This is a genomic window from Nocardia carnea (assembly GCF_029869215.1).
In the GTDB taxonomy this organism is placed as follows: domain Bacteria; phylum Actinomycetota; class Actinomycetes; order Mycobacteriales; family Mycobacteriaceae; genus Nocardia; species Nocardia carnea_B.
Window position 1 is genome coordinate 19,588 of the sequence record NZ_JARWPM010000161.1, and the last position, 24,467, is coordinate 44,054.

Sequence of the window (24,467 nt, forward strand, 5' to 3'; positions counted from 1 at the left end):
GGTGCGCCGGGGTGGGTTAATCAACCGCGCTGAGTTCCAGCGCTTCCTCCGCGGCTTCCTCGAACCGCCCCTCCCACTCTTCGTAGACGGGGGTCTCCTCGTCGCGGGTGACCATCCAGACGACGACCTGACTGCCGTCGTCATCGGCGGGTACCAGCACGTTCTCGATTTTCACGCCGATGCCGAGTACCTCGGCGGCGCGGATGACGCCGGGCAGATCCTCGGCTTGGACGACCGATTGGTTCGCATACAACATGACCATGCGCCGCATGCTACGACAGGCGCCGGACCGCCGGGCGCGCGCCATCCGGTACTGCCTCGGAAAACATGCGCTGACCGCGCCGGGGCTGTAACTGATGTGCCTGAGCGAGGGGCGCTTGCGTGGTCACGCTCCGCTACCGACTCCGGGCTCGCCTCGCTCAGGCATACCAAAAGCCGCCGTGGTCATCGACGCCGCGGCGGCTTTGTGTTAAAGAGAACGAACGATCAGAGCTTGTTCAGCGCCAGCGCCATGGCCGACTTCTTGTTGGCGGCCTGGTTGGCGTGGATGACGCCCTTGGAGGCGGCCTTGTCGAGCTTGCGGCTCACGAACTGCAGGCGCGCGGTGGCGGCTTCCTTGTCGCCGGACGCGGCAGCCGCCCGGAAGGCGCGGATATGGGTGCGCAGCTCGGATTTCACCGACTGATTGCGCTGGCGCCGCGCCTCGTTGGTGCGGATCCGCTTGATCTGGGACTTGATATTGGCCACGCCGGTATCCTCTGGTTCCTGTCTGGTTCGGTCGGGAAAGTCTGTATGCGCGTACCGGCCCTGGATTCAGCCAAGCCTGGATTTCTCCGGGCACGGGGTACGGCAACGCCGAGTGGCCAGATTACCAGCATGTGGCGGGGCCGCGAAATCGCGGGTGCATTGACACACCGCGACCTGCGCCGATGCCGTTGAGAAGATCGTTTGTGCGGCGTAAGGTCCCAAGAAATCTCCGCAGGGGCGAGTCGGGCCCGGCGGTGACGGCGCAGCGTGACCGCGTAGAGCCCCTGCCCATGTGGAATGGGCGCAGCACAAGTTTTCCCAGCAGGACCAGGAATGTATCCGGTGTGCGCCCACGGCGGCGCAGTGATCCTCTCGGAAGGCGGTTTCATGTCGTCCAATGCGCAGGAACAGCAGGTCGTCCAGGCCAGTCACGAAGCCACCAACGTGCAGCCCGACAGTAAGAAATGGGCGGCCGAGGCGGTGGGCACATTCGTTCTCGTCATGGGGGGCGTGGGTACGGCAGTGATTGCCGGGGACCAGGTGGGGCCGCTGGGTGTGGCGCTGGCCTTCGGTTTGAGTCTGCTGCTGCTGGTGTACGCGATCGGCCCGATTTCCGGGTGTCACGTGAATCCGGCCGTCACTCTCGGGCAGTTGCTGCTGGGCCGGTTGTCGCCGGTCAGCGCGGCGGGCTACATGGTGGCGCAGGTGGTGGGCGGTCTGGTCGCCGGTCTGGTGTTGTTCGCCGTGGCCAGGAACCTGCCCTCCTACGATCGCGCGGTGTCGGGGCTGGGTGCCAACGGGTGGGGTGAGCACAGTCCGTCCGCGGTGACCGGTCCGGCCGGCAATATCGTGCTCCAGGAGGGGTACGGGATGGCCGCGATGATCATCATCGAGGTGATGCTGACCGCGCTGCTGGTCTTCGTGGTCCTCGCCTCCACCGATCAGCTCTCCGACGCTCCCCAGGCCGGTCTGGCGATCGGTTTCACGCTGGCGGTCATCCACCTGATCTCGATTCCGGTCGACAACACCTCGGTGAACCCGGCCCGCAGCCTGGCGGTGGCGCCCTACCAGGGCGGGGCGATGGCCCAGTTGTGGGCGTTCATCGTGTTCCCGCTGATCGGCGGCGTACTCGGTGCGTTGCTGTACGGGCTGTTGTTCGGCCGGTCGCGGGACCTGAAGGCCTGACCGGACCGGGTCGCGCGTCAGCTCCAGTGGTATTCGCGGACCAGCCGGTGCGCGACCCGGTCGAAGAGTTTGCGCGGCAGGATCGCGCCCTCGCGGCGGATACCGTCCTCGGGAACGTCGAGCACCCGGTCCAGCCGGACCCAGCTGGGCCGGCCCTGGTGATCCCACGTGCCGGCGCCGATGCCGACCCAGTCGGGGTGATGTTCGCGGTCGGGATTCGAACTGAGCATCAGGCCCAGCAGCGTGTGCCCGTCACGCCCCACCACCAGCACCGGGCGGTCTTTCCCGTTGGCCGGGTCGTCCTCGTAGCGGACCCAGGTCCATACGATTTCGCCGGGGTCGGCGCGGCCGTCGAGTTGCGGTGCGTAGACGACCCGCCGGGCCCGCTGGGCGGTGGGGACGGGTGTGGAGGCCGCGGGCCGGACCGGGATGCCCTTGGGGCCGGTGACCGCGCGCGGCGCGCGGCGGGCGGTGCCGCGGTCGAACAGTGCTTCCACCAATCGCGGTGCCTGCCGGCGGACGAGTTTCGGGCCCTGCTGGATCGCGATCGCGGTGAGCTGCTTGCCGAGACTGTTCCAACTGCGGGCCATCTCAGGAGAATAACGGCACACCCGCCCGGCGGAATATCACCGCGGCGGGACCTGGGGGACCGGGGGCGGCGCGCACCATGGGACGATGGTGGTCAGTACGCCCGATACCCCCATGAGGAGTGGAGTGCCCGCCAGCTTCGCCGATACGACGTTCACCGATCCGTCGCGGATCCGGAACTTCTGCATCATCGCGCATATCGATCACGGCAAGTCGACGCTGGCCGACCGGATGCTGCAGCTCACCGGGGTCGTCGAGGAACGGCAGATGCGTGCGCAGTACCTGGACCGGATGGATATCGAACGGGAACGCGGTATCACCATCAAGGCCCAGAACGTCCGGCTGCCGTGGACGCCCGAATCCGGCGCGCACAAGGGTGAGGATTTCGTCCTGCACCTGATCGATACGCCGGGGCACGTCGACTTCACCTATGAGGTCTCGCGGGCGCTGGAAGCCTGTGAAGGCGCGATCCTGCTGGTGGACGCCGCGCAGGGGATCGAGGCACAGACGCTGGCGAACCTGTACCTGGCGCTGGACAAGGACCTCGAGATCATCCCGGTCCTGAACAAGATCGACCTACCGGCCGCAGATCCCGAACGCTATGCGGCCGAGCTGGCCCATATCGTCGGCTGCGAACCCGGGGACGTGCTGCGGGTGTCCGGGAAAACCGGTGTGGGCGTGACCGAACTGCTCGACCGGGTGATCGAGCGGGTGCCGGCGCCGGTAGGTGATGCCGACGCACCGGCCCGGGCGATGATCTTCGATTCGGTCTACGACACCTACCGCGGCGTGGTCACCTACGTCCGTGTGGTGGACGGCAAGCTGACCCCGCGCGAGAAGATCAAGATGATGTCCACCGGCGCCACCCATGAGCTGCTGGAGATCGGGATCGTCTCGCCGGAGCCCAAACCCACGCAGGGCCTCGGGGTCGGCGAGGTCGGTTACCTGATCACCGGCGTGAAGGATGTCCGGCAGTCGAAGGTCGGCGATACCGTCACCTCCGCGCGCAACGGTGCCACCGAACCGCTCACCGGGTATCGAGAACCGCGCCCCATGGTCTATTCGGGCCTCTATCCCGTGGACGGCTCCGACTACCCGGATCTCCGGGACGCGCTGGACAAACTGCAGCTCAACGATGCCGCGCTCACCTACGAACCGGAGACCTCGGTGGCGCTGGGCTTCGGCTTCCGCTGCGGGTTCCTGGGCCTGCTGCATATGGAGATCACCCGCGAACGCCTGCAACGCGAATTCGGCCTGGATCTGATCTCCACCGCGCCGAACGTGGTGTACCGCGTGGTGATGGAGGACGGCGCGGAACATATCGTGACGAATCCGTCGTACTGGCCGGAAGGCAAGGTGCGCGCGGTATTCGAACCGGTGGTCAAGGTGACCATCATCGCGCCCAGCGAATTCATCGGCGCCATCATGGAACTGTGCCAGTCGCGGCGCGGCGACCTGGGCGGGATGGACTACCTGTCGGAGACCCGGGTCGAGCTGCGCTACACCCTGCCGCTGGCCGAGATCATCTTCGACTTCTTCGATTCGCTGAAATCGCGCACCCGCGGCTACGCCTCGCTGGACTACGAGGAAGCGGGCGAACGGGAGTCGCAGCTGGTGAAGGTCGATATCCTGCTGCAGGGTGAGGCCGTGGACGCGTTCAGCGCGATCGTGCACCGTGACGCGGCGCAGGCCTACGGGCACAAGATGACCACGAAACTGCGCGAGCTGATCCCGCGGCAGCAGTTCGAGGTGCCGATCCAGGCGGCCATCGGGTCGAAGATCATCGCCCGGGAGAACATTCGCGCCATCCGCAAGGATGTGCTGGCCAAATGCTACGGCGGCGATATCAGCCGGAAGCGCAAACTGCTGGAGAAGCAGAAGGAAGGCAAGAAGCGGATGAAGACCATCGGCCGGGTGGATGTTCCGCAGGAGGCCTTCGTGGCCGCGCTGTCCTCCGATGCCCAATCCGATAAGCCGAAGGACAAGAAGTAGTCACCCGGCCCGGGTAGTATCCGCCTGCCGTACCCGCGGGATGGTGGCTGTGCGGTAACCCGTTGCGCCACCGTCCTCGCCGGCGCCCGCCCGTTCCCGGATATCGGCTGATAACGAAAATGTGACAGTCGTAGATGTCGACAATAGGCTGGTAACAGATCCGGGCCGGGTCACGAAGGTGCGGTCGCTGGTGAACGCGAGAGTGGAGTTATGGAATGGCGCGTGATCTGCCGTTCGACGGCGAAGAAGAGGTCGCCGAACGGGGCGGTGACACCGCCTATCGAATTGCCAGCGGCACTGCCCGCGTCGCGCGCGGCGGCGCGTATGTGACCGGTGGCGCGCTGATTGCCGCCAACGGTGGCGAGGTTCCGGCGCCGCCCGGCGAACTGGACAGCCGCAACGCGGGGTGGGCGCGCAATGTCGACCCGGATCCCGATGTGCCGAGCCCGGTGGTCACCTTCCCGGACCCGGAACCGGTTGCGCCGGAAGATATGCCGTTCGGCTCCCAGGGCGACGCGAGTGTCACCATGCCGTTGCCGCACGGCACCCTCGATATCCAGGTCGGGAGCCCGGAGGATTTCGACGACGCGGCGCCCTTCGCGCCCCGGTCGATGGACGAGGTCCCGGGGCTGTCGCTGGTGCCCGGCGGCCCGGACGGCGGGGCACCCGGGAACGAATTCGGGCCGGGTACCGGAGTACCCGAGCCGGGATTCCCCGGTGTCCCGGAGCTCGGTCCACCCGCCCAGGGGCTCCCGGGCCTCGATATTCCGGGGCTCGGCGCGGACGGCACCGGTCCGGCCGATGGTGGCTTCCCCTTCCCCGGTGCGGGTGATTTTCCCGTACCGGGCACCGAAGGGTTCGGCGTGCCGGGCGGTTTCGATCTGCCGGCACCCGGTGACGCGTTCCGGACCGATATCTTCGACCTGTCCGGATTCGATCCGGCTACCGCCGGGCAGCCGCAACCGGTGGCGCGGACCATGGATTCCGACGCGAGCGGCGGGGATTTCGGACTGCCCGATTTCCTGGGCGGTGCGCGTACGGCCGGGGCGGAGGGTTCCGCCGAGACGGCCGATGCCGATTGGTTCGAGTACTCCCTCGACCTGCACACCGGCGGCATGGCGGGCTTCGCGCTCGGTGGGGTCGGTGGGTCCGTCACCGTCGATTCGGATTTCACCGTCGATATCGCCGTGGGCCCGGACGGTTTCCGCGCCGACAGCGACTGGGACTTCGAGATCACGACACAGGACGGCTTCGCGCTCGACGAACAACTCGATCAGTACATGGATTGGGCGCAGTCGAACCCCGGCGTCCCGGAATCGGCTTCCGGCGTACAGCCGGATCCGGCAGCCCCGGCCGCCGCACCGGTCCTGGACGGCACGCCGGAGCGCGCTGATTCCGCGGTCCCGGCCGGCGGAGCCGGAACGAGTCCGGTGGTAGGCCAGAGCGCGGCCGCAGGTTCCGGCGCGGCCGCGGTACCGGGGGCTTCCGCCGCGCCCGGCCTCTCCGGTGCCCCGGCCCCGATGGCCGGCGCTCCGGCGCCGATACCGACCCCGGCGATGGCGCCCGCCCCGGCGATCGCGCCCGCCCCGGCGATCGCGCCCGCTCCGATGGCGCCCCCCGCGCCCGTGGTTGCGGTCCCGGTCCCACCGTCCGTGGCGCCTGCCGCCGTGGCGCCGGCCGTGCAGCCGGTGGCGGCGACACCGTTGCAGACCACCGTCCAGCCCGATGCGGCGACCACCCCGGTAGCGCACGTTTTCCAGCCGCCGGCCGGGCAGTCCCCCTTGACGGCCCCGGCCGCGCAGTTGCCGGATCTGTTCCACCGGCTGCCGCAGCCGCCGAAGCCCGAACCGCAGTCGCCGGCCGACCCCGAACTGCCGGGAGAGTCGACTCTCGTGCTGCCGACCACGACGGCGCCGGTCACCACGTCCGACGGTGTCACCACGGCACCGGATGTCACCACCACCGGCCCCGACGGCTCGACCACCACCGGCCCGGACGGTTCCACGACCACCGGTCTCGGCGGCTCCACCACCACCGGCCCGGGCGGCACGACGACCTGGCCCGGGGGAACGACCACGACGGACCCCGGCTCGGGTACCACCACGCCGGACGGTGGTGGCACCACCACACCCGGCGGTTCCACCACCACCTCCGAACTCACCGAAACCGACGGATCGTCGCCGACCGGCGATCCGGGTGAGTCGACCACCGGCGAATCCGGTGGCGTCACCACCACCGTTCCCACTCCGTCCACCGGCGATGCGGGTGGAACCACCACCGAACCCATCGGCGGCGGCACCGGCGGCCAGACCTCCGGCGCGACCCCGTCCACGGTCGACGTGCCGACTCAGCAGGTGCCGACCGCCGACCAGCCGGTCACGCCGGTACCCACGGTCAGCGTGCCCGTTCAACCGAGCGTGCCGGACGCCCAGGTGCCGACCGTGCCGCAGCCGATGCCGACACCGTTGCCCGCGCCACAGGTGAAGCCCGTCGCCGATCACGGTGCCGTCGTGGTTCCGTACGATGGTTCCGGTCTCGCCGCCGGTCCCTACACCGATCACACCGTGCTCGGGTTCGGCGGTGGCGGGCTCACCGGTGACCTGTCGGCCGGATTGCTGCCGCATACCACCGCGGTGGCCGATGATTCGGTTGCCGACCCGGCTTTCTGGGTATATTTCTGACAGTTCACGGCCGATCCCGGATTCGTCCGGTCGGGTGGGCGGGGAGGATATCGGCCGGATTCCGGCCGACGACGTGTTGTGAGCGAGAGCGAAGGAGCAGGGCTTGTCTGCCGTAGCCGGATCGCGGGCCGCCACGGTGAAGAATCCGGATGTGATGGCCCCGCTCATCCAGATCATCGACGAGTTGCGGGATGTTTCCCGCACCGCCAGCCGTAACGATCTGCGGGGCCGGCTCGGTATGGTCCGGGCGCGGGTCGCCGATACCCGGGTGCGGCTGGTGGTGGCCGGTCCGCCGAAGAGCGGGATGAGCACCCTGGTGAACACCCTGGCGGGGGCGCCGATCAGTGCCACCGATACCCCGATCAGTGTGCCGGCGATCGTGGAGTACGGCCCCGAGCCGACGGCCACGCTGATCCGCCGGGAAGGTGGCGGCCGCGTCCGCCGCCAGCCGGTCGATCCGCTGAACCCGGCTCCGGCGTTGGCCGCTCAGGGCGTGATCCGCGCCGATTTCACTCAGCCGAGCCCGTTGCTGGCCGAGGGGATCGTGCTGATGGACGCGCCCGGGGCCGCGCTCCAGGATCGCACCACCTGGTCGATGATCGCCGCCGCCGACGCGGTGCTGTACGTCAGCGACGCCGGTGCCGAGTACACCCGCGACCAGATCGCGCATCTGCGGCAGATCGGGCAGGTCTGCCCGACGGTCATCTGTGTGCTCAACAAGATCGACCGCAACCCCCAGTGGATGCAGGTACAGGACCGCAATCGAGAACTGCTCGACGCCGCCGGGCTGGGCTACGCGGTGGCCCCGGTATCGGCCCAGCTGCACCATCAGGCGCAGCAATCCGGTAACCAGCAGCGGGCGATCGAATCCGGGCTGCCGCAGCTGATCGAACATCTACGCGAGTATGTGGTGGGCCATGCCGATGCGATGGCCGTGAAATCCGCGGTGCGCGATATTCAGCTCGTCGGTGATCATCTCGGCGTGGTGCTGCGCACCGAGGCCGACGCGCTGCGTGATCCGCGCCGGCGCGCGCATGTCACCCAGCAGCTGGCCACCGCCCGCGACCAGGCCGACCAGCTGCGACAGCGCACCGCGACCTGGCAGATCACCCTGGCCGACGGCAGTACCGAACTGATGGCCGATATCGAACACGATCTGCGGCACCGGCTGCGGATGCTGATGCGCGACGCGGAGGCCGAGATCTCCGGCACCGATCCCGCCACCCGCTGGAAACGGTTCGGTAGCGAGCTCGAGGGCCGGATCGCCGCGGCTGTGGCGGAGAATTTCGAGATCGCGAACTATCGGGCGGAGGAACTCGGCGAACAGGTCGCCGCGCGTTTCCCCGCCGATCACCGGCGCCCCGAACTCCCCGATATCCGTCCGCAGTACGCCTCGGACCTGCTCGAGGACGTGGCGCCACTGGAACCGTTGCAGAGTGCGAAAGCCGGTGTCACCGAACAGTTCCTGTCGGCGCTGCGCGGTTCCTACGGCGGTATCCTGATGGTCGGCCTGGCCACCAGCCTGCTCGGGATGTCACTGGTGAACTGGTATTCGGCCGGGGCCGGTATTCTGCTCGGCCTGCACGCCCTGTGGGAAGACCGGCGGGCCCGCCGGTTGCGCCGCCAGGCCGAGGCGAAGGTCGCGGTATCGCGGCTGATGGACGATGTGGTCTTCCAGGTGGGTAAGGAATCGCGGACCCGGCTGCGCGAGGTACAGCGCGTCCTGCGTGACCATTTCACCGATATCGCCACCGATGCGCTGCGCGCGGCGGACGAGGCGCTACGAGTCGCGGAGGAGGCCGGGGCGCAGTACGGCGACAGGGGAGCGGAACGGCTGGCCCGGCTCGATACCGATCTGGGCAAACTGCGCGACCTCCGCCAGCAGGCCGACAGTATCGCCGCCGCCTGAGCGCGTCAGGCCCGGAGGCGGTAGCGCAGCGTCACCACGGAGGGCCCGCGCTCGGGCGCAATCGGGCACAGCCTGAGCGCGTCAGGCCCGGAGGCGGTAGCGCAGCGTCACCACGGAGGGCCCGCGCTCGGGCGCAATCGGGCACAGCCTGAGCGCGTCAGGCCCGGAGGCGGTAGCGCAGCGTCACCGCGCAGGGCCCGCGCTCGGGCGCAATCGGGCACAGCCTGAGCGCGTCAGGCCCGGAGGCGGTAGCGCAGCGTCACCACGCAGGGCCCGCGCACTCAGCGAATGCCGCCGGTACCGCGGGGCCGGCTACGCCACGGGGTGGCGCTACCGGTTTGGTGATGCGCGGGACGGAAGGTTCCGGCCGGTTCCGCGTCCTCTGCACGGATGAGGTGGGTCACGGCATTGATCAGCGCCAAGTGGGTGAATGCCTGCGGGAAATTGCCGAGGTGGCGACCGGTGTAGGGGTCGATCTCCTCCGCGTAGAGCTTCAACGGGCTGGCATGGGTGAGCAGCCGTTCGCAGAGCACCCGGGCGCGGTCGATCTCGCCGATTTCCACCAGCGCAGATACCAGCCAGAACGAGCAGATGGTGAAGGTGCCCTCGACGCCGGACAATCCGTCGTCGGTGGATTCGGTGCGGTAGCGCAGGACCAGCCCGTTTTCGGTGAGCTCGTCGGCGATCCCGAGCACGGTGGCGCGCACCCGCGGATCGTCGGCCGGTAGGAAGCGGGTCAGCACCACGAGCAGCAGCGAGGCGTCCAGTGTCGTACCGCCGTAGACCTGGGTGAACCGGCCGCGCTCGTCGACCCCGTTGGCCAGGACGTCGGCGTGGATCTCCGCGGCGATCTCGTGCCATTTCCGGGCGATGGTGGCCTGCCCGTGCAGTTCGGCCAGTTTCGCGCCGCGGTCCAGAGCCACCCAGCACATCACTTTCGAGCAGGTGAAATGCTGCGGTTCGCCGCGTACTTCCCAGAGGCCGCGGTCGGGTTCGCGCCAGTTCGCGATGGCGGCGTCGACCTGCCGTTTCAGCATGGGCCACAACGTTTCCGGGAAGTGCTGCCGCGATTTGACGTGCAGGTACACCGCGTCCAGCATGGTGCCCCAGATATCGTGTTGTTGCTGCTGATAGGCATCGTTGCCGATGCGTACGGGACGTGCGTGGCCGTAGCCGGACAGATGGTCGAGGCTGGATTCGGGTAGTTCGCGCTCCCCGCCGATCCCGTACATGACCTGCAGCGGAACCGGTTCGCCGTCGGGCCCGGTGGTGGCGTCGTGCAGGAACGCGAAGAAATCATCGGCCTCACGGTCGAGGCCGAGGGTGTAGCCGCCCCACAGGGCGAAACTGGAATCGCGCACCCACGAATAGCGGTAATCCCAGTTACGTTCCCCGCCGGGTGTTTCCGGTAGTGAGGTGGTACCCGCCGCCATCAGCGCACCGGTCGGCGCGTAGGTGAGGCCCTTCAGCGTGAGCGCGCTGCGTTGCAGGTAGCGGCGCCAGGGATGGTCCGGGAAGTTGCCGAGAGTGATCCATTGCCGCCAGCATTCGATCGTGGTCCACATCTTGGCGGCGGCCTCGTCGAAGGTGCGCGGGGCGGTGGTTTCCGACCAGGTGAGTGCGACGTAGGCGTTGTCGCCCTCGCTCATCCGGGTGCGCGCACGGGCTTCCCGGCCCTCCAGGCCCAGGCGCAGATCGGTGGTGAGTATCAGGGTGGGGCCGGCGGTGGGGTCGGCGGCGCAGACCGCCGTCGCCTCCTCGTACACCTTGCCGGTGTATTCCCAGCAGGCCATGGCCCGGTGATAGTCGAAGGACGGTTCGCAACTCAACTCGAGTTCGACGGTGCCGCTCACACATTTCACCGTGCGCAGCAGCATATGCTCGGCATCCCAATCGGTCGGGGTTCGGCGATGCGTGCGGCTGCGCTGCTCGGTGTTGTGCCACGGGCCCAGCACCAGCGCGTCGCGCACGACCAGCCAGCCCGTGGGGGTCTGCCAGGTCGTCTCCAGGATCATGCCGCCCGGCAGGTACCGGCGGGCCGCCGGAACCGATTGCCCGTACGGTCCCAGCCGGAAATGGCCGGCACTGCGATCGAGCAGTGCCCCGAAAACACTCGGCGAATCGGGCCGGGGTACACACATCCACTCGACCGCCCCACTGCTGGCGATCAGGCAGGTGGTCTCACAGTCGGACAGGAACGCGTAATCGTCGATTGCCGGAAAGTTGTTCTGGCGGCGTGGCGCCGCCGGAGGGGAGCCCGGCATCCCGCCGGTCGGTGGTGCGTGCTCGGGACTCGGCATAGCACCCATGATGTGTCGCCGAGCCCGAGTCGTCCACCACGGCTCACTCCACGCGCCTGATCCGGGCCAGCCACGCGGCGAGCTCCACTTTGCCCGATGCGTCGACCACCAGGTCGCCGATCTGGTCGGCATTCGCGCGGGTGACCCGGCCGTAGTACCGGTCCGGCCGGAGGTCCTCGATTTCCCAGCCCGGCCCGGCGAAGGATTCGCGGATCAGGCCGGCGCCGATGCGGGGCCCGAATCCCGGTTCGGTATCGGAGAGCGCGAGGACGTGTACGTACGCTCCGGGGTTGGCCAGCCGGTGCAGGGCACGAACGTAGGCGGCGCGGGCCTCGGCATCGGCCAGGAACACGTGGAACAGGGCACTGTCGACGAGGGTGTCGAAGGTGCCCAGCGGGTTGTCCGGCGAATCGGCGAGGGCGACCATATCGGCCACCTCGAACCGGGCGGCGGGTACGTCCTTGGCCGCGGCATTGCGGCGGGCGTAGGCGACGGCGCTGGGGGAGAGGTCCACTCCGAGCACGTCGTAGCCCAGGGCGGTCAGGGCGATCGTGTGTTCACCGGCGCCGGCGCCGGGGTCGAGGACGCGACCGCGGATCCGTCCGGAGCGTTCCAGGGCGACGATCGCCGGTTGCGGTTCGCCGATGATCCACGGTGCGGTGTCGTCGTCGTAGGCGGAGTTCCATACCTCGGTGGCCTGAGTCATGGCTTCAGGTTGCAACCTCGAGTCCGCTCGAGGTCAAGCCGCGCCGGCAGGGGTGGTGCGTTCCTTGGCCTGGCACTCCCGGCGGCACTACGGGCAGCGATCGCACGGCCGCCGCTCGTGCCGGGTGGACGGCACCCCCAACGGGGTGTTCTACGCTGGTCGCCGTGGAGCGTATTGCCGGCTGGTGGGACGGGTTCGAGTTGTGGGTGGCGGGGTTGCCGTTCATCCCGCAGTTCCTCGTGGTGCTGGTGGGTATGGTGCCGATCAGTTTCGGGATCGCCTACCTCATCGACCGGGCCCTGCACCTGGCCGACCGCGCACTGGGCCGGGACGAGACCGGGAACGGCCGCGAGACCGGAAGCGAGGTCGGCTGATGCCGCGCTCGCGGGTACAGCTGGCGCTGGTGGCGCTGCTGGTGCTGGTGGTCATCGCCTGGTTGTTCACCCTGTGAACGGCATCGGTGGCGCCGCGTCCGTACGAGACCGGCGCGGATCGCGTGCGGAAAGGTCCTCGATGTCACGTACCGGTAGCCCGGCTCGCCGGCTGCTCGCCGCCCTGGTGGCGTTGCCGGTATTGCTGAGCGCGTGCGCGGGCGGTTCCAGTGACGAGGTCGGGGGCGGTGGCGCCGACGGTAGCGGCGGCACGGTCGACCTGTACGCCTACGCGATCCCCAAACCCGGGTACGACCTGGTCGTACCGGCCTTCAACGAGACCGAGGCAGGCGAGGGTGTGGAGGTGCGCCAGTCCTACGGCGCCTCCGCCGATCAGTCCCGCAAGATCGCGCGCGGCGCCCCCGCCGATATCGTGAGCTTCTCCCTCGAACCCGATATCACGCGGCTGGTGGATGCCGGTCTGGTGGATCCGGACTGGAACGCGGACGCCACCCGCGGGATCCCGTTCGGTTCGGTGGTCACCCTGGTGGTGCGGGCCGGGAATCCGAAGAATATCCGGGGCTGGGACGATCTGCTGCGACCGGATGTCGAGGTGGTCACCCCCAACCCGTTCAGTTCCGGTTCGGCGAAATGGAACCTGCTGGCACCGTACGCCGCGGCGAGCGAAGGGGGCCGTAACCCGCAGGCCGGGATCGACTACCTGAACCAGATGCTCACCCACGTGCGGGTCCAGCCGAAATCCGGCCGGGAGGCCACCGAGACCTTCCTGCAGGGCACCGGCGATGTGCTGATCAGCTACGAGAACGAGGCGATCTTCGCGCAGCGGCACGGCGACCCGGTGGAACATATCGTCCCGGAGACCACCTTCAAGATCGAGAATCCGGTCGCGGTGCTCGAACACGCGCAGCATCCGGAGCAGGCGCTGGCGTTCCGCGATTTCCTCTACACCCCGGCCGCGCAGCGTGCCTGGGCCGAGGCCGGCTTCCGTCCGGTGGATCCCGGGGTGGCCGCCGAGTTCGCCGCCGAGTTCCCGCAACCGGCCACGCTCTACACGATCGCCGACCTCGGCGGGTGGGAGACGGTGGAGGCCGACCTGTTCGCCCCCGACGACGGTTCGATCGCCGTGGCCTACAACAACGCGACCGAGTAGCCGGGTGACCCCGGACACACGCGATACTCGATACTCGTGACCGAACGCAGCCCCGACACCGCACCCGCGCCCGGCGCGGCCCCGGTGCGCGACGCACCCACCCGCCGGCCGCTGGGGTCCTGGTTGCGGTTCACCGGTTCGGTGGGCCCGCTCGGCATCGCCACCGCGATGTTGTGGCTGAGCGTGATCGTGCTGCTGCCGCTGGCCGCCCTCACCTTCAGCGCCTTCGACGACGGCTGGCCGGGTTTCTGGGGTGCGATCACCGATCCGCTGGCACTGGCCTCGCTGCGGGTGACGGTGCTCGTCTCCGTCGTGGTCGCCCTGGCGAACGTGGTCATGGGCACGCTGATCGCCTGGGTGCTGGTCCGCGACGACTTCCCCGGCAAGGGCCTGGTCAACGCGCTGATCGATCTGCCGTTCGCGCTACCGACCATCGTCGCCAGTATCGTGCTGCTCGCGCTGTACGGCCCCAAGAGTCCGATCGATATCCATCTGAACGCCACCCAGCCGGGGTTGGTGGTCGCGCTGGCGTTCGTGACCCTGCCTTTCGTCGTGCGCTCGGTGCAGCCGGTGCTGATCGAGGCCGACCGCGAGGTCGAGCAGGCGGCGCTGTCGCTGGGTGCCGACAACTGGACCACCTTCCGGCGGATCGTGCTGCCCACGCTGGCGCCCGCGATCATCAGCGGCGGCGGCCTGGCTTTCGCCCGGGCGATCGGCGAATTCGGGTCGGTGGTGCTGATCGGCGGCAATATCCCGCGCGATACCCAGGTGGCCTCGCAGTACATCCAGCAGCAGATCGAGATCGACCGGCCGGTGAACGCGGCGGCTGTTTCGGTGGCACTACTGGTGATCGCGTTCGTCGTGCTGCTGGTGTTGCGGGTGTTCGCCGAACGCTCGGCGCGCAAGGAACGCGAGGCCCGATGAAACTGTCCGCACCCGGCCGGGTGACCCTGCGGGTGCTCGCGCTCGGCTATCTGTTCGTGCTGCTGGTGCTGCCGCTGGGCATCATCCTGTACCGGGCGTTCGAGCACGGTATCGGCGCGTTCGTCGACCAGATCAGCACGCCGGCCGCCATCTCCGCCTTCAATCTGTCCATGATCATCCTGATCATCGTGGTGCCGGTGAACGTGATCCTGGGGGTGGTGATCGCGCTGGCGCTGGTGCGCGGCAACTTCCCCGGCCGGCGGTTGCTGCAGGGGGTTGTGGACCTCCCGTTCGCGGTGTCCCCGGTGGTGGTCGGTGTCGCGCTGATCATGCTGTGGGGTGTGGGCGGCTGGTTCGGCGTCGTCACCGAATGGGGTTTCCGGGTGATCTTCGCGCTCCCCGGCATGGTGCTGGCGACCATTTTCGTCACCATGCCGTTCGTGGTGCGCGAGGTGGAGCCGGTGCTGCACGAGATCGGTGACGATCAGGAGCAGGCGGCCGCGACCCTCGGCGCTTCCCGCTGGCAGACCTTCTGGCGGATCACCGTCCCGGCCATCCGCTGGGGCCTGACCTACGGTGTGGTGCTCACCGTGGCCCGCGCGCTGGGCGAATTCGGTGCCGTGATCATGGTGTCGTCCGGCTTCCCGGGCGTCTCGCAGACCCTCACCCTGCTGGTGCACGAACGCTATATCAACGATCACAACGATTTCGGCGCCTACTGCGCCGCCACCCTGCTGATGGGCCTCGCGCTCATCACCCTGCTCTTGATGACGCTCCTGGAACGGAAGCGGGACGCGTCTTGATCGTCGCCGGAGGCCGCCCATGATCACCGTGACCAACGCGCGCAAGAACTACGGTTCTTTCGCCGCGCTCGACGATGTCAGCCTGGAGATACCCTCCGGTGAGCTGACGGCGCTGCTCGGGCCCTCCGGGTCGGGTAAGTCGACGCTGCTGCGCTCGATCGCCGGACTGGAGAACCTGGATTCGGGTGTGGTGACCATCGCGGGCCGCGATGTGACCCGGGTGCCGCCGCAGAAACGCGATATCGGTTTCGTCTTCCAGCACTACGCGGCCTTCAAACATATGACCGTCCGCGACAACGTCGCCTTCGGCCTGACCATCCGCAAACGGCCGAAGAACGAGATCGCCACGCGAGTGGACGAACTGCTGGGCATCGTCGGTCTCGACGGTTTCCAGCACCGCTATCCGGCGCAGCTCTCCGGCGGCCAGCGCCAGCGGATGGCGCTGGCCCGTGCCCTGGCCGTCGATCCGCAGGTGCTGCTGCTCGACGAACCGTTCGGCGCGCTGGATGCCAAGGTGCGCGCCGATCTGCGCACCTGGCTGCGCCGGCTGCACGAAGAGGTCCATGTGACCACCGTGCTGGTGACCCACGACCAGGAGGAAGCCCTCGACGTCGCCGACCGGATCGCCGTGATGAACGCGGGGCGGATCGAACAGGTCGGCAGCCCCGAGGATGTCTACGACCGGCCGGCCAGCGAATTCGTCATGACCTTCCTCGGCGCCGTGGCCCGGCTCAACGGCCATCTGGTGCGGCCGCACGATATCCGGGTCGGCCGCGACCCCAGTATGGCGCTGGCCGCCTACGAGGGGACGGCGGAATCGGCCGGGGTCACCCGGGCGACCATCGAGCGGGTGGTCCGGCTCGGATTCGAGGTCCGGGTGGAAATGCGCAATGCCGCCACCGGCGACCTGTTCGTCGCCCAGGTGACCCGCGGTGACGCCGAGGCGCTGCGGCTGGCGGAAGGCGAAACCGTCTACGCCCGCGCTACCCGTATCCCGGATCTACCGGTGGTATAGCGCGTACCTTCGCCTCGGCGCCGGGCCGGGTGCCTCACGACGAGCCCACCGCCCGCGTCGCGGGCCGGTTATCCGCCGCGGTGCCCATATCGCCCGGCCCACTCGCAGCGCGCCGGGGACCCACCGCCAAGTTTCGGCCGGGCGTGCGCGACACCCCATCGGCCGGCCCCCTCCCGTGATCCGCGACGTAGCCGGGGGTTCGCTCCGGCTGCCGCGTCCCGGCGGCGAATCCGGGCGGTATGGGTGGGTGAGGGCGGGTATATACCTGTTACCTGATGTATCGCGTAGGCAGTATGGAGGGCTCGTGTTCCGTTGGCAGGGCGATCCGCCGGTGCTGGGCCGGCTCTCGAAAAATGCGCTTTCAGCTGGGGTGATGTTCGCTATCGATCGGTGTGACCCGGCTGGGCCGGTGCCTGTGTTGACGTACCCCGCCATAGCTGTAACTATGGGATACAGTTAAGCCGGAATCATTGACGAGAGGCATGACGATGACGTCTTCAGCCACCACGGTCTCCGACGACCAGCTGGTCGCGCAGGCCCAGGAGTACGCCGAAAAGCTGCTGCTGCTGTCGGAAGGCTCGGTCAACCGGCATTTCGACCCGTTCGAAGATATCGACTGGGATCACCCGGACTTCGACGTGAACGCCCGGCCGGAACGCTGGATCCTGCCCGTCTCCGCCGACACTCTCGGCCGCCACCCCTGGTATCAGGCGCTGTCGCAGGAGCAGCAGATCGAACTCGGCAAGTACCGGCAGGCCAATGTCGCCAAGGTCGGCCTGCAGTTCGAGGCCATCCTGATCAGCGGCATGATGCAGCATGTTTTCGGCCTGCCCAACGGCGATCCGGAGTTCCGCTACTGCTCCCACGAGATGATCGAGGAGCACAACCACACTCTGATGTTCCAGGAGATGGTGAACCGGATCGGTGTGGACGTACCCGGAATGGGCCCACTGGTCCGGCAGCTGCGCCACCTGGCGGTGCCGGTCGCGGTCGCCTTTCCGAACCTGTTCTTCATGGCCGTGCTGGCCGGTGAGGAGCCGATCGACCATATCCAGAAGGACATCCTGCGCTCGGGCGAGGAAGTGCACCCGATCATGCGCGGCGTGATGGCCATCCACGTGGCCGAGGAAGCCCGTCACATCTCGTTCGCGCACGAGTTCCTCAAACAGCACGTGCCGGAGTCCTCGCGCCGCAACAAGTTCGTGTTGTCGCTGGCCATGCCGCTCATCATGTGGATTCTGGGCCGCGCCATCGCGACCCCGCCCAAAACCTTCTTCGAGGAGTTCGATATCCCGAAGAGCGTGCGCAAGGAGCTGTTCTACGGTTCCGCCGAAGCCAAGCAGACCTTCAGCGACTACTTCGGTGACGTCCGCGCGCTGGCCGAGGAGATCGGCCTGATGAACCCGGTCGCCAAGCGGGTCTGGAAGCTGCTGGGGATCGCCGGCCACACCACCCGGTACCGGTCCGAACCGCTGCGCGCCGTGCCCGGCGCCGCTGCCTGAGCGGCGGGTACCGACTCGATGCCCTACGTCGTCACCCAGTCGTGCTGTAGCGACGCCTCCTGCGTCTACGCCTGCCCGGTCAACTGCATCCACCCGACCCCGGACGAACCGGATTTCCGGACCGCGGACATGCTCTACGTCGATCCCGCGGCCTGCGTGGATTGCGGTGCCTGCGCGTCGGCCTGTCCGGTGGACGCCATCACCTCGTCGAAGAAACTGACCGACGAGCAGAAGCCGTTCATCGAGATCAATGCCGATTTCTACCGGCAGGCGCGGCCGCGGCCGATCCTCGCCAAGCCGGTGCCCGCGCCGGCGATCGATACCGCCGGTCGCGGCCCGCTGCGGGTCGCCGTGGTCGGTTCCGGGCCCTCGGCCATGTACGCCGCCGACGAACTGCTCACCCAGCCGGATGTGCGGGTGACCGTCTTCGACCGGCTTCCGGTTCCCTACGGCCTGGCCCGCTACGGTGTGGCGCCGGACCACGGGAAGACGCGTAAGGTCGCCGACCTCTTCGATGTGATGTCGCGGCAGCCCGGTTTCGGGTCGTACTTCGATGTCGAGATCGGCAAGCATGTCTCGCACGAGGAATTGCTCGCGTATCACCATGCCGTCGTGTACGCGGTCGGTGCGTCGTCCGACCGTAAGCTCGGGATCCCCGGTGAGGGCCTGGCCGGAAATGTCTCGGCCACCGATTTCGTGGCCTGGTACAACGGCCATCCCGATCATCAGCACCACGATTTCGATCTGTCCCGGCGCCGGGTGGTCGTCGTGGGCAACGGCAATGTCGCCCTCGACGTCGCCCGGATCCTCACCACCGATCCCGAAGAGCTCGCGGGCAGCGATATCTCGCCGATCGCGCTCGACGCCTTGCGGCACAGCGCGGTGCGTGAGGTCGTGGTGCTGGGCCGGCGCGGTCCCGCCGAATCGGCCTTCACCGTCCCGGAATTCGTCGGGCTGCTCGGCGCCGATGTGGATATCGCGATCGAGGGCGAGCTGCCCCCGCTCACCGGCGATCTGCCGTATCAGGTGGAACAGAAGCTGAAACTGCTGCACCGGGTGGCCGACCGGCCGTCCGGGCAGCGCCGCCGGATCGTGTTCCGCTACCTGAGTGCGCCGAATCGGATCCTGGGTCCCGACGCGGTGACCGGTATCGAGGTGGAGCGGACCGAACTGGTGCCGGGAGACGACGGCCGGATCCGGGCGGTCGGCACGGGCGATACCGAGTTGCTGGAAACCGGACTCGTGCTCACCTCGGTCGGCTATCGGGGTGTGCCCACGCCCGGACTGCCGTTCGACGAACAGCGTGGCGTCATCCCCAACCGCTCCGGTCGCGTTCTGGAAGCTCCCGAGGGGGCAGTACTTCCGGGCGCCTATGTGACCGGGTGGATCAAGCGCGGCCCCACCGGATTCATCGGGACCAACAAGTCCTGTGCCCAGGAGACCGTGCAGCAGCTGGCCGATGACTTCAACGCCGGCCGGCTGGCCGAACCCGCGGGCAGTGCCGAGGCGTTCGACCGGCTGCTGCGGCAGCGGCGCCCGCAGGCACGCGCCGCCGGCGCGGTGACCCGTACCGGTAAACCGGCCCGCCGCTTGTTCAGCCGTATCTGAGGCAACCCTTCGGCTTGGGGCCCCCCCGGGTGGGGCGCCGGGGGGGGGGGGGGGCCGGCCCCCTTGCACCACCCCCCCCCCGCCGACCCCCCCCCGCCCCGGCGCCGGCGCCCCCCCCCCGGCCGCCTCGGCGGCCCGCCGGCTGATGTCCTCGATCTCGGCCGCGATCTGGTCCAGCACGGCCTCGAGCGCCGCGTCGAGCCCGGTGAAGCTCTCGTAGAAGTACCGCTCGCTGAGTCCGGCCGCGGCGCAGATCGCGGTCATGGTGGTGCGGGTGTCCGGGTCGGCCCAGACGGTGAGCGCCGCCTCGAGCAGTTTGGTCCGGCGTTCGGCGGCACGATCGGCCGCACTGACACCCCGGTAGACCCCCGATTGCACGGCCACGGTCCCAGCATGCCACAGCGGATTCCCGGCAAAGGTTGACAGGACGTCCTTCCTGAATCAGGCTGGACGTGACAAACGCCACACGATATGAGGTGAGCCATGACGGCCGAGGCCCTGGGACCCAGCGAGGACACGGCGGTGCGGGAGCCCGTGACCCCGCGCCCGATCCCGGTCCAGCATCGCGATGACCGGGGCCTGCCCCTCATCGGTCAGGTCTTCGAATACGCGAAGGATCCGGTCGCGCTGTGCCGCGGTCGCTGGGAGCGGTACGGTCCGGTGGCTCCGTTCCGGGCCCTGGGCAAGCACGCGGTGATGCTGCTCGGGGCCGACGCCTGCGGCGAGGCGTTCCAGAACAAGGACAAGGCGCTGGCCAACGGTCCGGCCTGGTCGGAGCTGGTCGGCCCGTTCTTCACGCGCGGTCTCATGCTCATCGATTTCGAGGAACACCACGGGCACCGGCGGATCATGCAGCAGGCGTTCACCCGGCCGCGGCTCGAGGCCTACACCCGCCGCCTGCATCCCGCCGTCGAACAGGGCGTGGCGGGCTGGGAACCGGGCAAGGAGTTTCCGTCGTACTGGAAACTCAAGCAGCTCACCCTCGATATCGCGGCCGACCTGTTCATGGGTGGCGCCCAGGACACCAGCCAGGCCGAAATGGACCGGATCAACAAGGCCTTCATCGCCTGCGTCCAGGCCGCCGCCGGGATCGTGCGCGCCAATGTGCCGTTCACCCGGTGGGGCCGGGCCTACCGCGGGCGCAAGGTGCTCGAGGATTTCCTGCGCCACTACCTGCCGGCCAAACGCGCCGAGCAGACCGACGATATCTTCTCGGTGCTCTGCCATGTCGAAACCGAGGATGGCGAACGGTTCTCCGACGACGACGTGGTGAACCATATGATCTTCCTCATGATGGCGGCGCACGACACCTCCACCATCACCACCTCGACCATCCTGCAGTATCTCGGCCAGCACCCGGAGTGGCAGCAGCGCTGCCGCGAGGAGTCGCTGGCACTGGGCCCCGAACCGTCGATGGCGGAACTGGAGAGCCTGGTCTCCATCGACCTGGTGATGCGCGAGGCGCTGCGGCTGCGGGCCCCGGTACCGGTGCTGGTGCGGTACGCGGTGAAGGACACCGTGATCCAGGGCGTGCGCATTCCGGCCGGTACCGATGTGATCGTGGGCGTCCAGTTCACTCAGCTCATGGAGGACTACTGGACCGACCCGCTGACCTTCGACCCCGACCGCTTCGGCCCCGAGCGCCGCGAGGACAAATCACACCGGTTCGCCTGGGAGCCGTTCGGCGGCGGCGTGCACAAATGCATCGGACTGTATTTCGGCGGCCTCGAGGTGAAGGCGATCATGCACCGCCTGCTGCGCGACTACCACTGGACCCTCGACCCCGCCTATGTGCCGCCGATGGACTACCACTCGCTGCCGTTCCCGAAGGACGGCCTGCCGATCACCTTGCTGGAGAACTGAGCGGCGGACCGGCGGTCGGCCGGGATCTCGCGGTACCGGTCCCGGCCGCGCGGCCCGGCCGTGCCGGTCTCATGGGGTGTCCGGTGGCCCGAGAAGATTCGCGGTCAGCCGTTCCTGGGCGCCGGCATCCAGGCCCGCCGCCCGCGCCCATGCCGGGATACCGCCGTATTCGGCCGTCATATGGTCGAGAAACCCGTGCATCGTCGATGCTTTCGCGGTGAACACCCAGGCGGGTATACCCGCGACATCCACGCCGCGGGTGAGAACCGAGCGGGTGCGCCCGGCGCGTTCGCGCAGGCGTTCGGCATTGGCGGCGGATACGGCGTAATCGGCGACGATCTCCTCGGCGCGGACGCCGATGACGCCGAGCAGCAGCGCGATCACCACCCCGGTACGGTCCTTACCCGCCGCGCAGTGCACGAGGGCCGGCAGGGCGGTGGCTCCGGCGAGCAGTTCGAGCACTTCGACGATCGCGGCGGAGCTGTGCTCGAGGTAGCCCAGATAATGCGCGAGCATGGTGTCCTCGGCGGTCACCTCCGCCAGGTCGAGCCGGAGCCTGCTCCCTCCGGTGACGTGGATATGCCGGTACACCGCAACGCTGTCCGGTGCGGCGCCGCGTCCGTCCACCCGGATCTCGTCGGCCGCACGCAGGTCGACGATCGTGGCGAGCCCGCAGCGGTCGAGCAGGAACGACACATCGTCCGTACTGAGATCGTGCAGGCTGTCGGAGCGGATCACCCGCAACGGCCGCACCACCCGGCCGTCGTCCGTGGACAGCCCGCCGAGATCACGGGCGTTGACCGCGCCGTGCAAGGGGAGCGATCGGGTACAGGCCGGTACTTCACTGGCGGTCATGCGACTCCTCGGATATCCGATACGGCCAATCTATCGCCCGCGCCGCGGCGATGTCGCCGGGCCGGAGAGTTCATCGGCAGGTCACGGACAGGGCGACCGGGATGCGGGCGCGGTTCATCCCCGGTTATCCGGTCCCGTTAGCCTGGCGGCGACGCGAAAAGGAGCCGGCGCCATGGAGTTCCGACACCTGATCTCATTCATCGCCCTCACCGAAGAGCTGCATTTCGGCCGCGCGGCGCAGCGTTTGCACCTCACCCAGCCCGGTCTCAGTGCCCAATTGCAGAAACTGGAGAAATCGCTGGGCGTGCAGCTGGTCGCGCGTACTTCGCACGAGGTGAAGCTGACCGCCGCGGGCCGGGAATTCGAGAGCCAGGCCCGGATGGTGGTCGCCCAGGTGGAGCGGGCCGCGCAGGCCGCCAGGGCGGCCGCCGCGGGTCGCAGCGGAACGCTCGATATCGGTTACAACCTGCCGGCCAGCCGGCATGTGCTGCCCGCCGCGCTGGCCACGATGACCGAACGGCATCCGGATATCGCGGTGTCGCTGTGGGAGAAGCGGACCGGGCCCCAGCTGGCCGGTCTCGCCGACGGTTCGCTCGATATCGCCATGGTCTACGGGCATCCCGGCACGACCGGCTACCGCTACCGGCGGCTGCTGCACCGTATTCCGCTGGTCGCGGTGGTCGGGCGGAGTCATCGGTGGGCCGATCGCCCGGGTGTCCCGTTCGCCGAACTGGACGGTCAGGACTGTGTGCTGTTCACCCGGGAACAATGCCCGGCCATGTACGACGCCGTCTTCCGCGCCGCCGCGGAATCCCGGATCGCGCTGACGGTTACCCATGCGGCGGACGACCCGGGTGCCACGGCCCATCTGGTGTCGGTGCGGCCGCTGGTCGGGTTCGCCTCGTTGCCCCGGGCGACATCCATGGGTATGGGCACCCGCGATACCGGGCCGGTCGCGGTGAAACTGTTCGACCCCGTCCCGACTCTGGACCTGTACGCGGTGTGGCGCGCCGAGGATACGAACCCCGCCGTCCCGCTTTTCCTGGACTGTGTGGAATCCGCGTCGGACAGCGAGATCGAGCGTGCGATACCGGCCTGACGAGGCCCGGCCGGTCATTTCAGGCCCGACCGGCGCCGGCAGCACGATGAGCAACTGCGCCGCCGCCGAGAGGATGGCGACGACGAAGGTGTTCGCGATCAGACCGGCGATATCGACCTTCGCGGTGGGTGGCGGTGTGTCGAGGACGAACACGGTTATCCGGCTCCGGCGGAGAGTGCGGCCAGCCGGTCGAGCACGTCCTGCTCGCCGCGGTCGTAGACGGCGGCGGCCGGGGTGGCCTCGACGGCGGTGGCCACCAGAGTCCCGCCGAGCAGATCGACGCGGCTGAACCCGAATCCCGCGAGACCGCGATGACGTCCCACCGGCGCGATCGGGTCGATCCGGTACGACAGTGCCGGGCCGATCCACACCGGGATCCCCGCCAGCGCGGCGGCCCCGGTGAGATGGCTGTGCCCGCAGACGATCAGCCGCACATCGGTACCGCGCACCACCGCTGCCAGCGCCTCGGGGTTGCGCAGCCGCAGGTACTCGGTGGTGGCGACCGGGGACGGGATCGGCGGATGATGCAGGACGAGCAGGGTGCCGTGCGGTGCTGGCGCACGCAGCTGCTCGGCGAGCCAGTTCAGCTGGGCCGGTGTCAGGTGCCCGTCGTGCCGTCCGGGCGTGCTGCTGTCCAACGCGACGACGCGCACGCCGCCGATCTCGGCCACCGAGTCATGGGTGAGCTCCGGGTCGGCGCGGGCCGCGTCGCTGCCGAGTAGTTCGGTGCCGAACATGGCCCGGTCGTCGTGATTTCCCATGACATACACCGTCTGCGCGCCCAGTTCGGCGGCTGCGGGTTCCACCGCGTCCCGCAACCGGCGGTAGGCCTCGGCGGATCCGTTGTCGGTCAGGTCGCCGGAGAGCACGAGGCCGTCGATGCGCCGGCCCGCGTCCCGGAGCTGCCGCAACACCGCGGTGAGATTGTCGTAGGTGTCGACGGTGCCGTGCACGCGTTCGCCCGCGGCACGGATATGGGTATCGGTGAGCTGGATGATCGTCACCTGATTCATGAAATCCCCTGTCCGGCCGCGCGCGGCCGGGTGATCGGTGGGGGGGTGGGCGGCGCGCATCGGGCCGGCATCAGTTAGGCCGCCGCGGCCCGAGCGGCGGTGAGGGTGGCCTGCGGATGGTACGCCCTAACGACG

The 24,467-nt window shown here is 68.6% G+C and carries 20 protein-coding genes; 13 read left to right on the forward strand and 7 right to left on the reverse strand.

Annotated elements, in window-relative coordinates; all coding sequences use genetic code 11:
* Positions 1-16: 16 nt before the first annotated feature.
* Both QH276_RS10740 and rpsT read right to left on the reverse strand, forming a co-directional pair.
* The gene (locus QH276_RS10740; RefSeq protein WP_280397214.1) at positions 17-262 is read right to left on the reverse strand and encodes a hypothetical protein; all 246 of its coding nucleotides are present in this window, start codon (positions 260-262) and stop codon (positions 17-19) included.
* Positions 263-486: 224 nt separating this feature from the next.
* Positions 487-747, reverse strand: coding sequence for a 30S ribosomal protein S20 (gene rpsT / locus QH276_RS10745; protein ID WP_280397213.1), 261 nt, complete (start codon positions 745-747; stop codon positions 487-489).
* 387 nt (positions 748-1,134) lie between these two features.
* Here rpsT and QH276_RS10750 point away from each other — a divergent pair, with 387 nt between their 5' ends.
* The gene (locus QH276_RS10750; protein ID WP_280397212.1) at positions 1,135-1,932 is read left to right on the forward strand and encodes an aquaporin; all 798 of its coding nucleotides are present in this window, start codon (positions 1,135-1,137) and stop codon (positions 1,930-1,932) included.
* Positions 1,933-1,949: 17 nt separating this feature from the next.
* Here QH276_RS10750 and QH276_RS10755 read toward each other — a convergent pair whose 3' ends face one another.
* Complete coding sequence (locus QH276_RS10755; RefSeq protein ID WP_280397211.1) at positions 1,950-2,522, reverse strand: type II toxin-antitoxin system PemK/MazF family toxin; 573 nt, start codon at positions 2,520-2,522, stop codon at positions 1,950-1,952.
* Positions 2,523-2,607: 85 nt separating this feature from the next.
* On the opposite strand from QH276_RS10755, the gene lepA reads away from it, so the two are divergent.
* The 3 genes from lepA (at position 2,608) to QH276_RS10770 (ending at position 9,102) form a co-directional block, all read left to right on the forward strand.
* Positions 2,608-4,512 (forward strand): translation elongation factor 4, encoded by a 1,905-nt coding sequence (gene lepA / locus QH276_RS10760; protein ID WP_280397210.1) that lies wholly within the window; start codon positions 2,608-2,610, stop codon positions 4,510-4,512.
* A 215-nt stretch (positions 4,513-4,727) separates the two neighbouring features.
* Complete coding sequence (locus QH276_RS10765; protein ID WP_280397209.1) at positions 4,728-7,193, forward strand: hypothetical protein; 2,466 nt, start codon at positions 4,728-4,730, stop codon at positions 7,191-7,193.
* 103 nt (positions 7,194-7,296) lie between these two features.
* Complete coding sequence (locus tag QH276_RS10770; protein WP_280397208.1) at positions 7,297-9,102, forward strand: hypothetical protein; 1,806 nt, start codon at positions 7,297-7,299, stop codon at positions 9,100-9,102.
* A 281-nt stretch (positions 9,103-9,383) separates the two neighbouring features.
* On the opposite strand, the gene QH276_RS10775 is transcribed toward QH276_RS10770, so the two are convergent.
* Both QH276_RS10775 and QH276_RS10780 read right to left on the reverse strand, forming a co-directional pair.
* Positions 9,384-11,366: a glycoside hydrolase family 15 protein gene (locus tag QH276_RS10775; protein WP_280397222.1), complete on the reverse strand. Its 1,983-nt coding sequence runs from the start codon at positions 11,364-11,366 to the stop codon at positions 9,384-9,386.
* Positions 11,367-11,445: 79 nt separating this feature from the next.
* Entirely contained in the window at positions 11,446-12,108 is a 663-nt protein-coding gene (locus QH276_RS10780; RefSeq protein WP_280397207.1) for a class I SAM-dependent methyltransferase, read from the reverse strand.
* Between the two features lie 164 nt (positions 12,109-12,272).
* Here QH276_RS10780 and QH276_RS10785 point away from each other — a divergent pair, with 164 nt between their 5' ends.
* The 8 genes from QH276_RS10785 (at position 12,273) to QH276_RS10820 (ending at position 21,365) form a co-directional block, all read left to right on the forward strand.
* Positions 12,273-12,482: a hypothetical protein gene (locus QH276_RS10785; protein WP_280397206.1), complete on the forward strand. Its 210-nt coding sequence runs from the start codon at positions 12,273-12,275 to the stop codon at positions 12,480-12,482.
* 139 nt (positions 12,483-12,621) lie between these two features.
* Positions 12,622-13,650 carry a sulfate ABC transporter substrate-binding protein gene (locus QH276_RS10790; RefSeq protein ID WP_280397205.1) on the forward strand — a complete coding sequence of 343 codons (1,029 nt, stop codon included), beginning with the start codon at positions 12,622-12,624 and terminating at the stop codon, positions 13,648-13,650.
* Positions 13,651-13,734: 84 nt separating this feature from the next.
* The gene (cysT, locus tag QH276_RS10795; protein WP_280397221.1) at positions 13,735-14,574 is read left to right on the forward strand and encodes a sulfate ABC transporter permease subunit CysT; all 840 of its coding nucleotides are present in this window, start codon (positions 13,735-13,737) and stop codon (positions 14,572-14,574) included.
* Entirely contained in the window at positions 14,571-15,377 is an 807-nt protein-coding gene (gene cysW / locus QH276_RS10800; protein WP_280397204.1) for a sulfate ABC transporter permease subunit CysW, read from the forward strand. The genes cysT and cysW overlap by 4 nt, the downstream gene beginning before the upstream one ends.
* A 19-nt stretch (positions 15,378-15,396) precedes the next feature.
* On the forward strand, positions 15,397-16,392 hold the full coding sequence (locus tag QH276_RS10805) for a sulfate/molybdate ABC transporter ATP-binding protein (protein ID WP_280397203.1): 996 nt from the start codon (positions 15,397-15,399) through the stop codon (positions 16,390-16,392).
* A gap of 482 nt (positions 16,393-16,874) precedes the next feature.
* A complete protein-coding gene (locus tag QH276_RS10810) occupies positions 16,875-17,894 on the forward strand; it encodes an AurF N-oxygenase family protein (RefSeq protein ID WP_432278561.1) in 1,020 nt (339 codons plus the stop codon).
* Between the two features lie 18 nt (positions 17,895-17,912).
* Entirely contained in the window at positions 17,913-19,502 is a 1,590-nt protein-coding gene (locus QH276_RS10815; RefSeq protein WP_280397201.1) for an FAD-dependent oxidoreductase, read from the forward strand.
* A 483-nt stretch (positions 19,503-19,985) separates the two neighbouring features.
* The gene (locus QH276_RS10820; RefSeq protein WP_280401296.1) at positions 19,986-21,365 is read left to right on the forward strand and encodes a cytochrome P450; all 1,380 of its coding nucleotides are present in this window, start codon (positions 19,986-19,988) and stop codon (positions 21,363-21,365) included.
* Positions 21,366-21,434: 69 nt separating this feature from the next.
* Here the strand turns inward: QH276_RS10820 and QH276_RS10825 are convergent, their stop codons facing one another.
* Positions 21,435-22,220 (reverse strand): tyrosine-protein phosphatase, encoded by a 786-nt coding sequence (locus tag QH276_RS10825; protein ID WP_280401295.1) that lies wholly within the window; start codon positions 22,218-22,220, stop codon positions 21,435-21,437.
* A gap of 172 nt (positions 22,221-22,392) precedes the next feature.
* Between QH276_RS10825 and QH276_RS10830 the strand changes: the two genes are divergently transcribed.
* A complete protein-coding gene (locus QH276_RS10830; protein WP_280401294.1) occupies positions 22,393-23,319 on the forward strand; it encodes a LysR family transcriptional regulator in 927 nt (308 codons plus the stop codon).
* A 155-nt stretch (positions 23,320-23,474) separates the two neighbouring features.
* On the opposite strand, the gene QH276_RS10835 is transcribed toward QH276_RS10830, so the two are convergent.
* On the reverse strand, positions 23,475-24,332 hold the full coding sequence (locus QH276_RS10835; RefSeq protein ID WP_280401293.1) for a metallophosphoesterase family protein: 858 nt from the start codon (positions 24,330-24,332) through the stop codon (positions 23,475-23,477).
* Positions 24,333-24,467 lie beyond the last annotated feature (135 nt).

Excerpts from the sequence above, each read along its gene's own strand:
- QH276_RS10740 (WP_280397214.1), bottom strand. The coding sequence starts at position 262 with ATGGTCATGTTGTATGCGAACCAATCGGTCGTCCAAGCCGAGGATCTG.
- QH276_RS10750 (WP_280397212.1), top strand. The coding sequence starts at position 1,135 with ATGTCGTCCAATGCGCAGGAACAGCAGGTCGTCCAGGCCAGTCACGAA.
- QH276_RS10755 (WP_280397211.1), bottom strand. The coding sequence starts at position 2,522 with ATGGCCCGCAGTTGGAACAGTCTCGGCAAGCAGCTCACCGCGATCGCG.
- lepA (WP_280397210.1), top strand. The coding sequence starts at position 2,608 with ATGGTGGTCAGTACGCCCGATACCCCCATGAGGAGTGGAGTGCCCGCC.
- QH276_RS10765 (WP_280397209.1), top strand. The coding sequence starts at position 4,728 with ATGGCGCGTGATCTGCCGTTCGACGGCGAAGAAGAGGTCGCCGAACGG.
- QH276_RS10775 (WP_280397222.1), bottom strand. The coding sequence starts at position 11,366 with ATGCCGGGCTCCCCTCCGGCGGCGCCACGCCGCCAGAACAACTTTCCG.
- QH276_RS10780 (WP_280397207.1), bottom strand. The coding sequence starts at position 12,108 with ATGACTCAGGCCACCGAGGTATGGAACTCCGCCTACGACGACGACACC.
- QH276_RS10790 (WP_280397205.1), top strand. The coding sequence starts at position 12,622 with ATGTCACGTACCGGTAGCCCGGCTCGCCGGCTGCTCGCCGCCCTGGTG.
- cysW (WP_280397204.1), top strand. The coding sequence starts at position 14,571 with ATGAAACTGTCCGCACCCGGCCGGGTGACCCTGCGGGTGCTCGCGCTC.
- QH276_RS10805 (WP_280397203.1), top strand. The coding sequence starts at position 15,397 with ATGATCACCGTGACCAACGCGCGCAAGAACTACGGTTCTTTCGCCGCG.
- QH276_RS10810 (WP_432278561.1), top strand. The coding sequence starts at position 16,875 with ATGACGATGACGTCTTCAGCCACCACGGTCTCCGACGACCAGCTGGTC.
- QH276_RS10815 (WP_280397201.1), top strand. The coding sequence starts at position 17,913 with ATGCCCTACGTCGTCACCCAGTCGTGCTGTAGCGACGCCTCCTGCGTC.
- QH276_RS10820 (WP_280401296.1), top strand. The coding sequence starts at position 19,986 with ATGACGGCCGAGGCCCTGGGACCCAGCGAGGACACGGCGGTGCGGGAG.
- QH276_RS10825 (WP_280401295.1), bottom strand. The coding sequence starts at position 22,220 with ATGACCGCCAGTGAAGTACCGGCCTGTACCCGATCGCTCCCCTTGCAC.
- QH276_RS10830 (WP_280401294.1), top strand. The coding sequence starts at position 22,393 with ATGGAGTTCCGACACCTGATCTCATTCATCGCCCTCACCGAAGAGCTG.
- QH276_RS10835 (WP_280401293.1), bottom strand. The coding sequence starts at position 24,332 with ATGAATCAGGTGACGATCATCCAGCTCACCGATACCCATATCCGTGCC.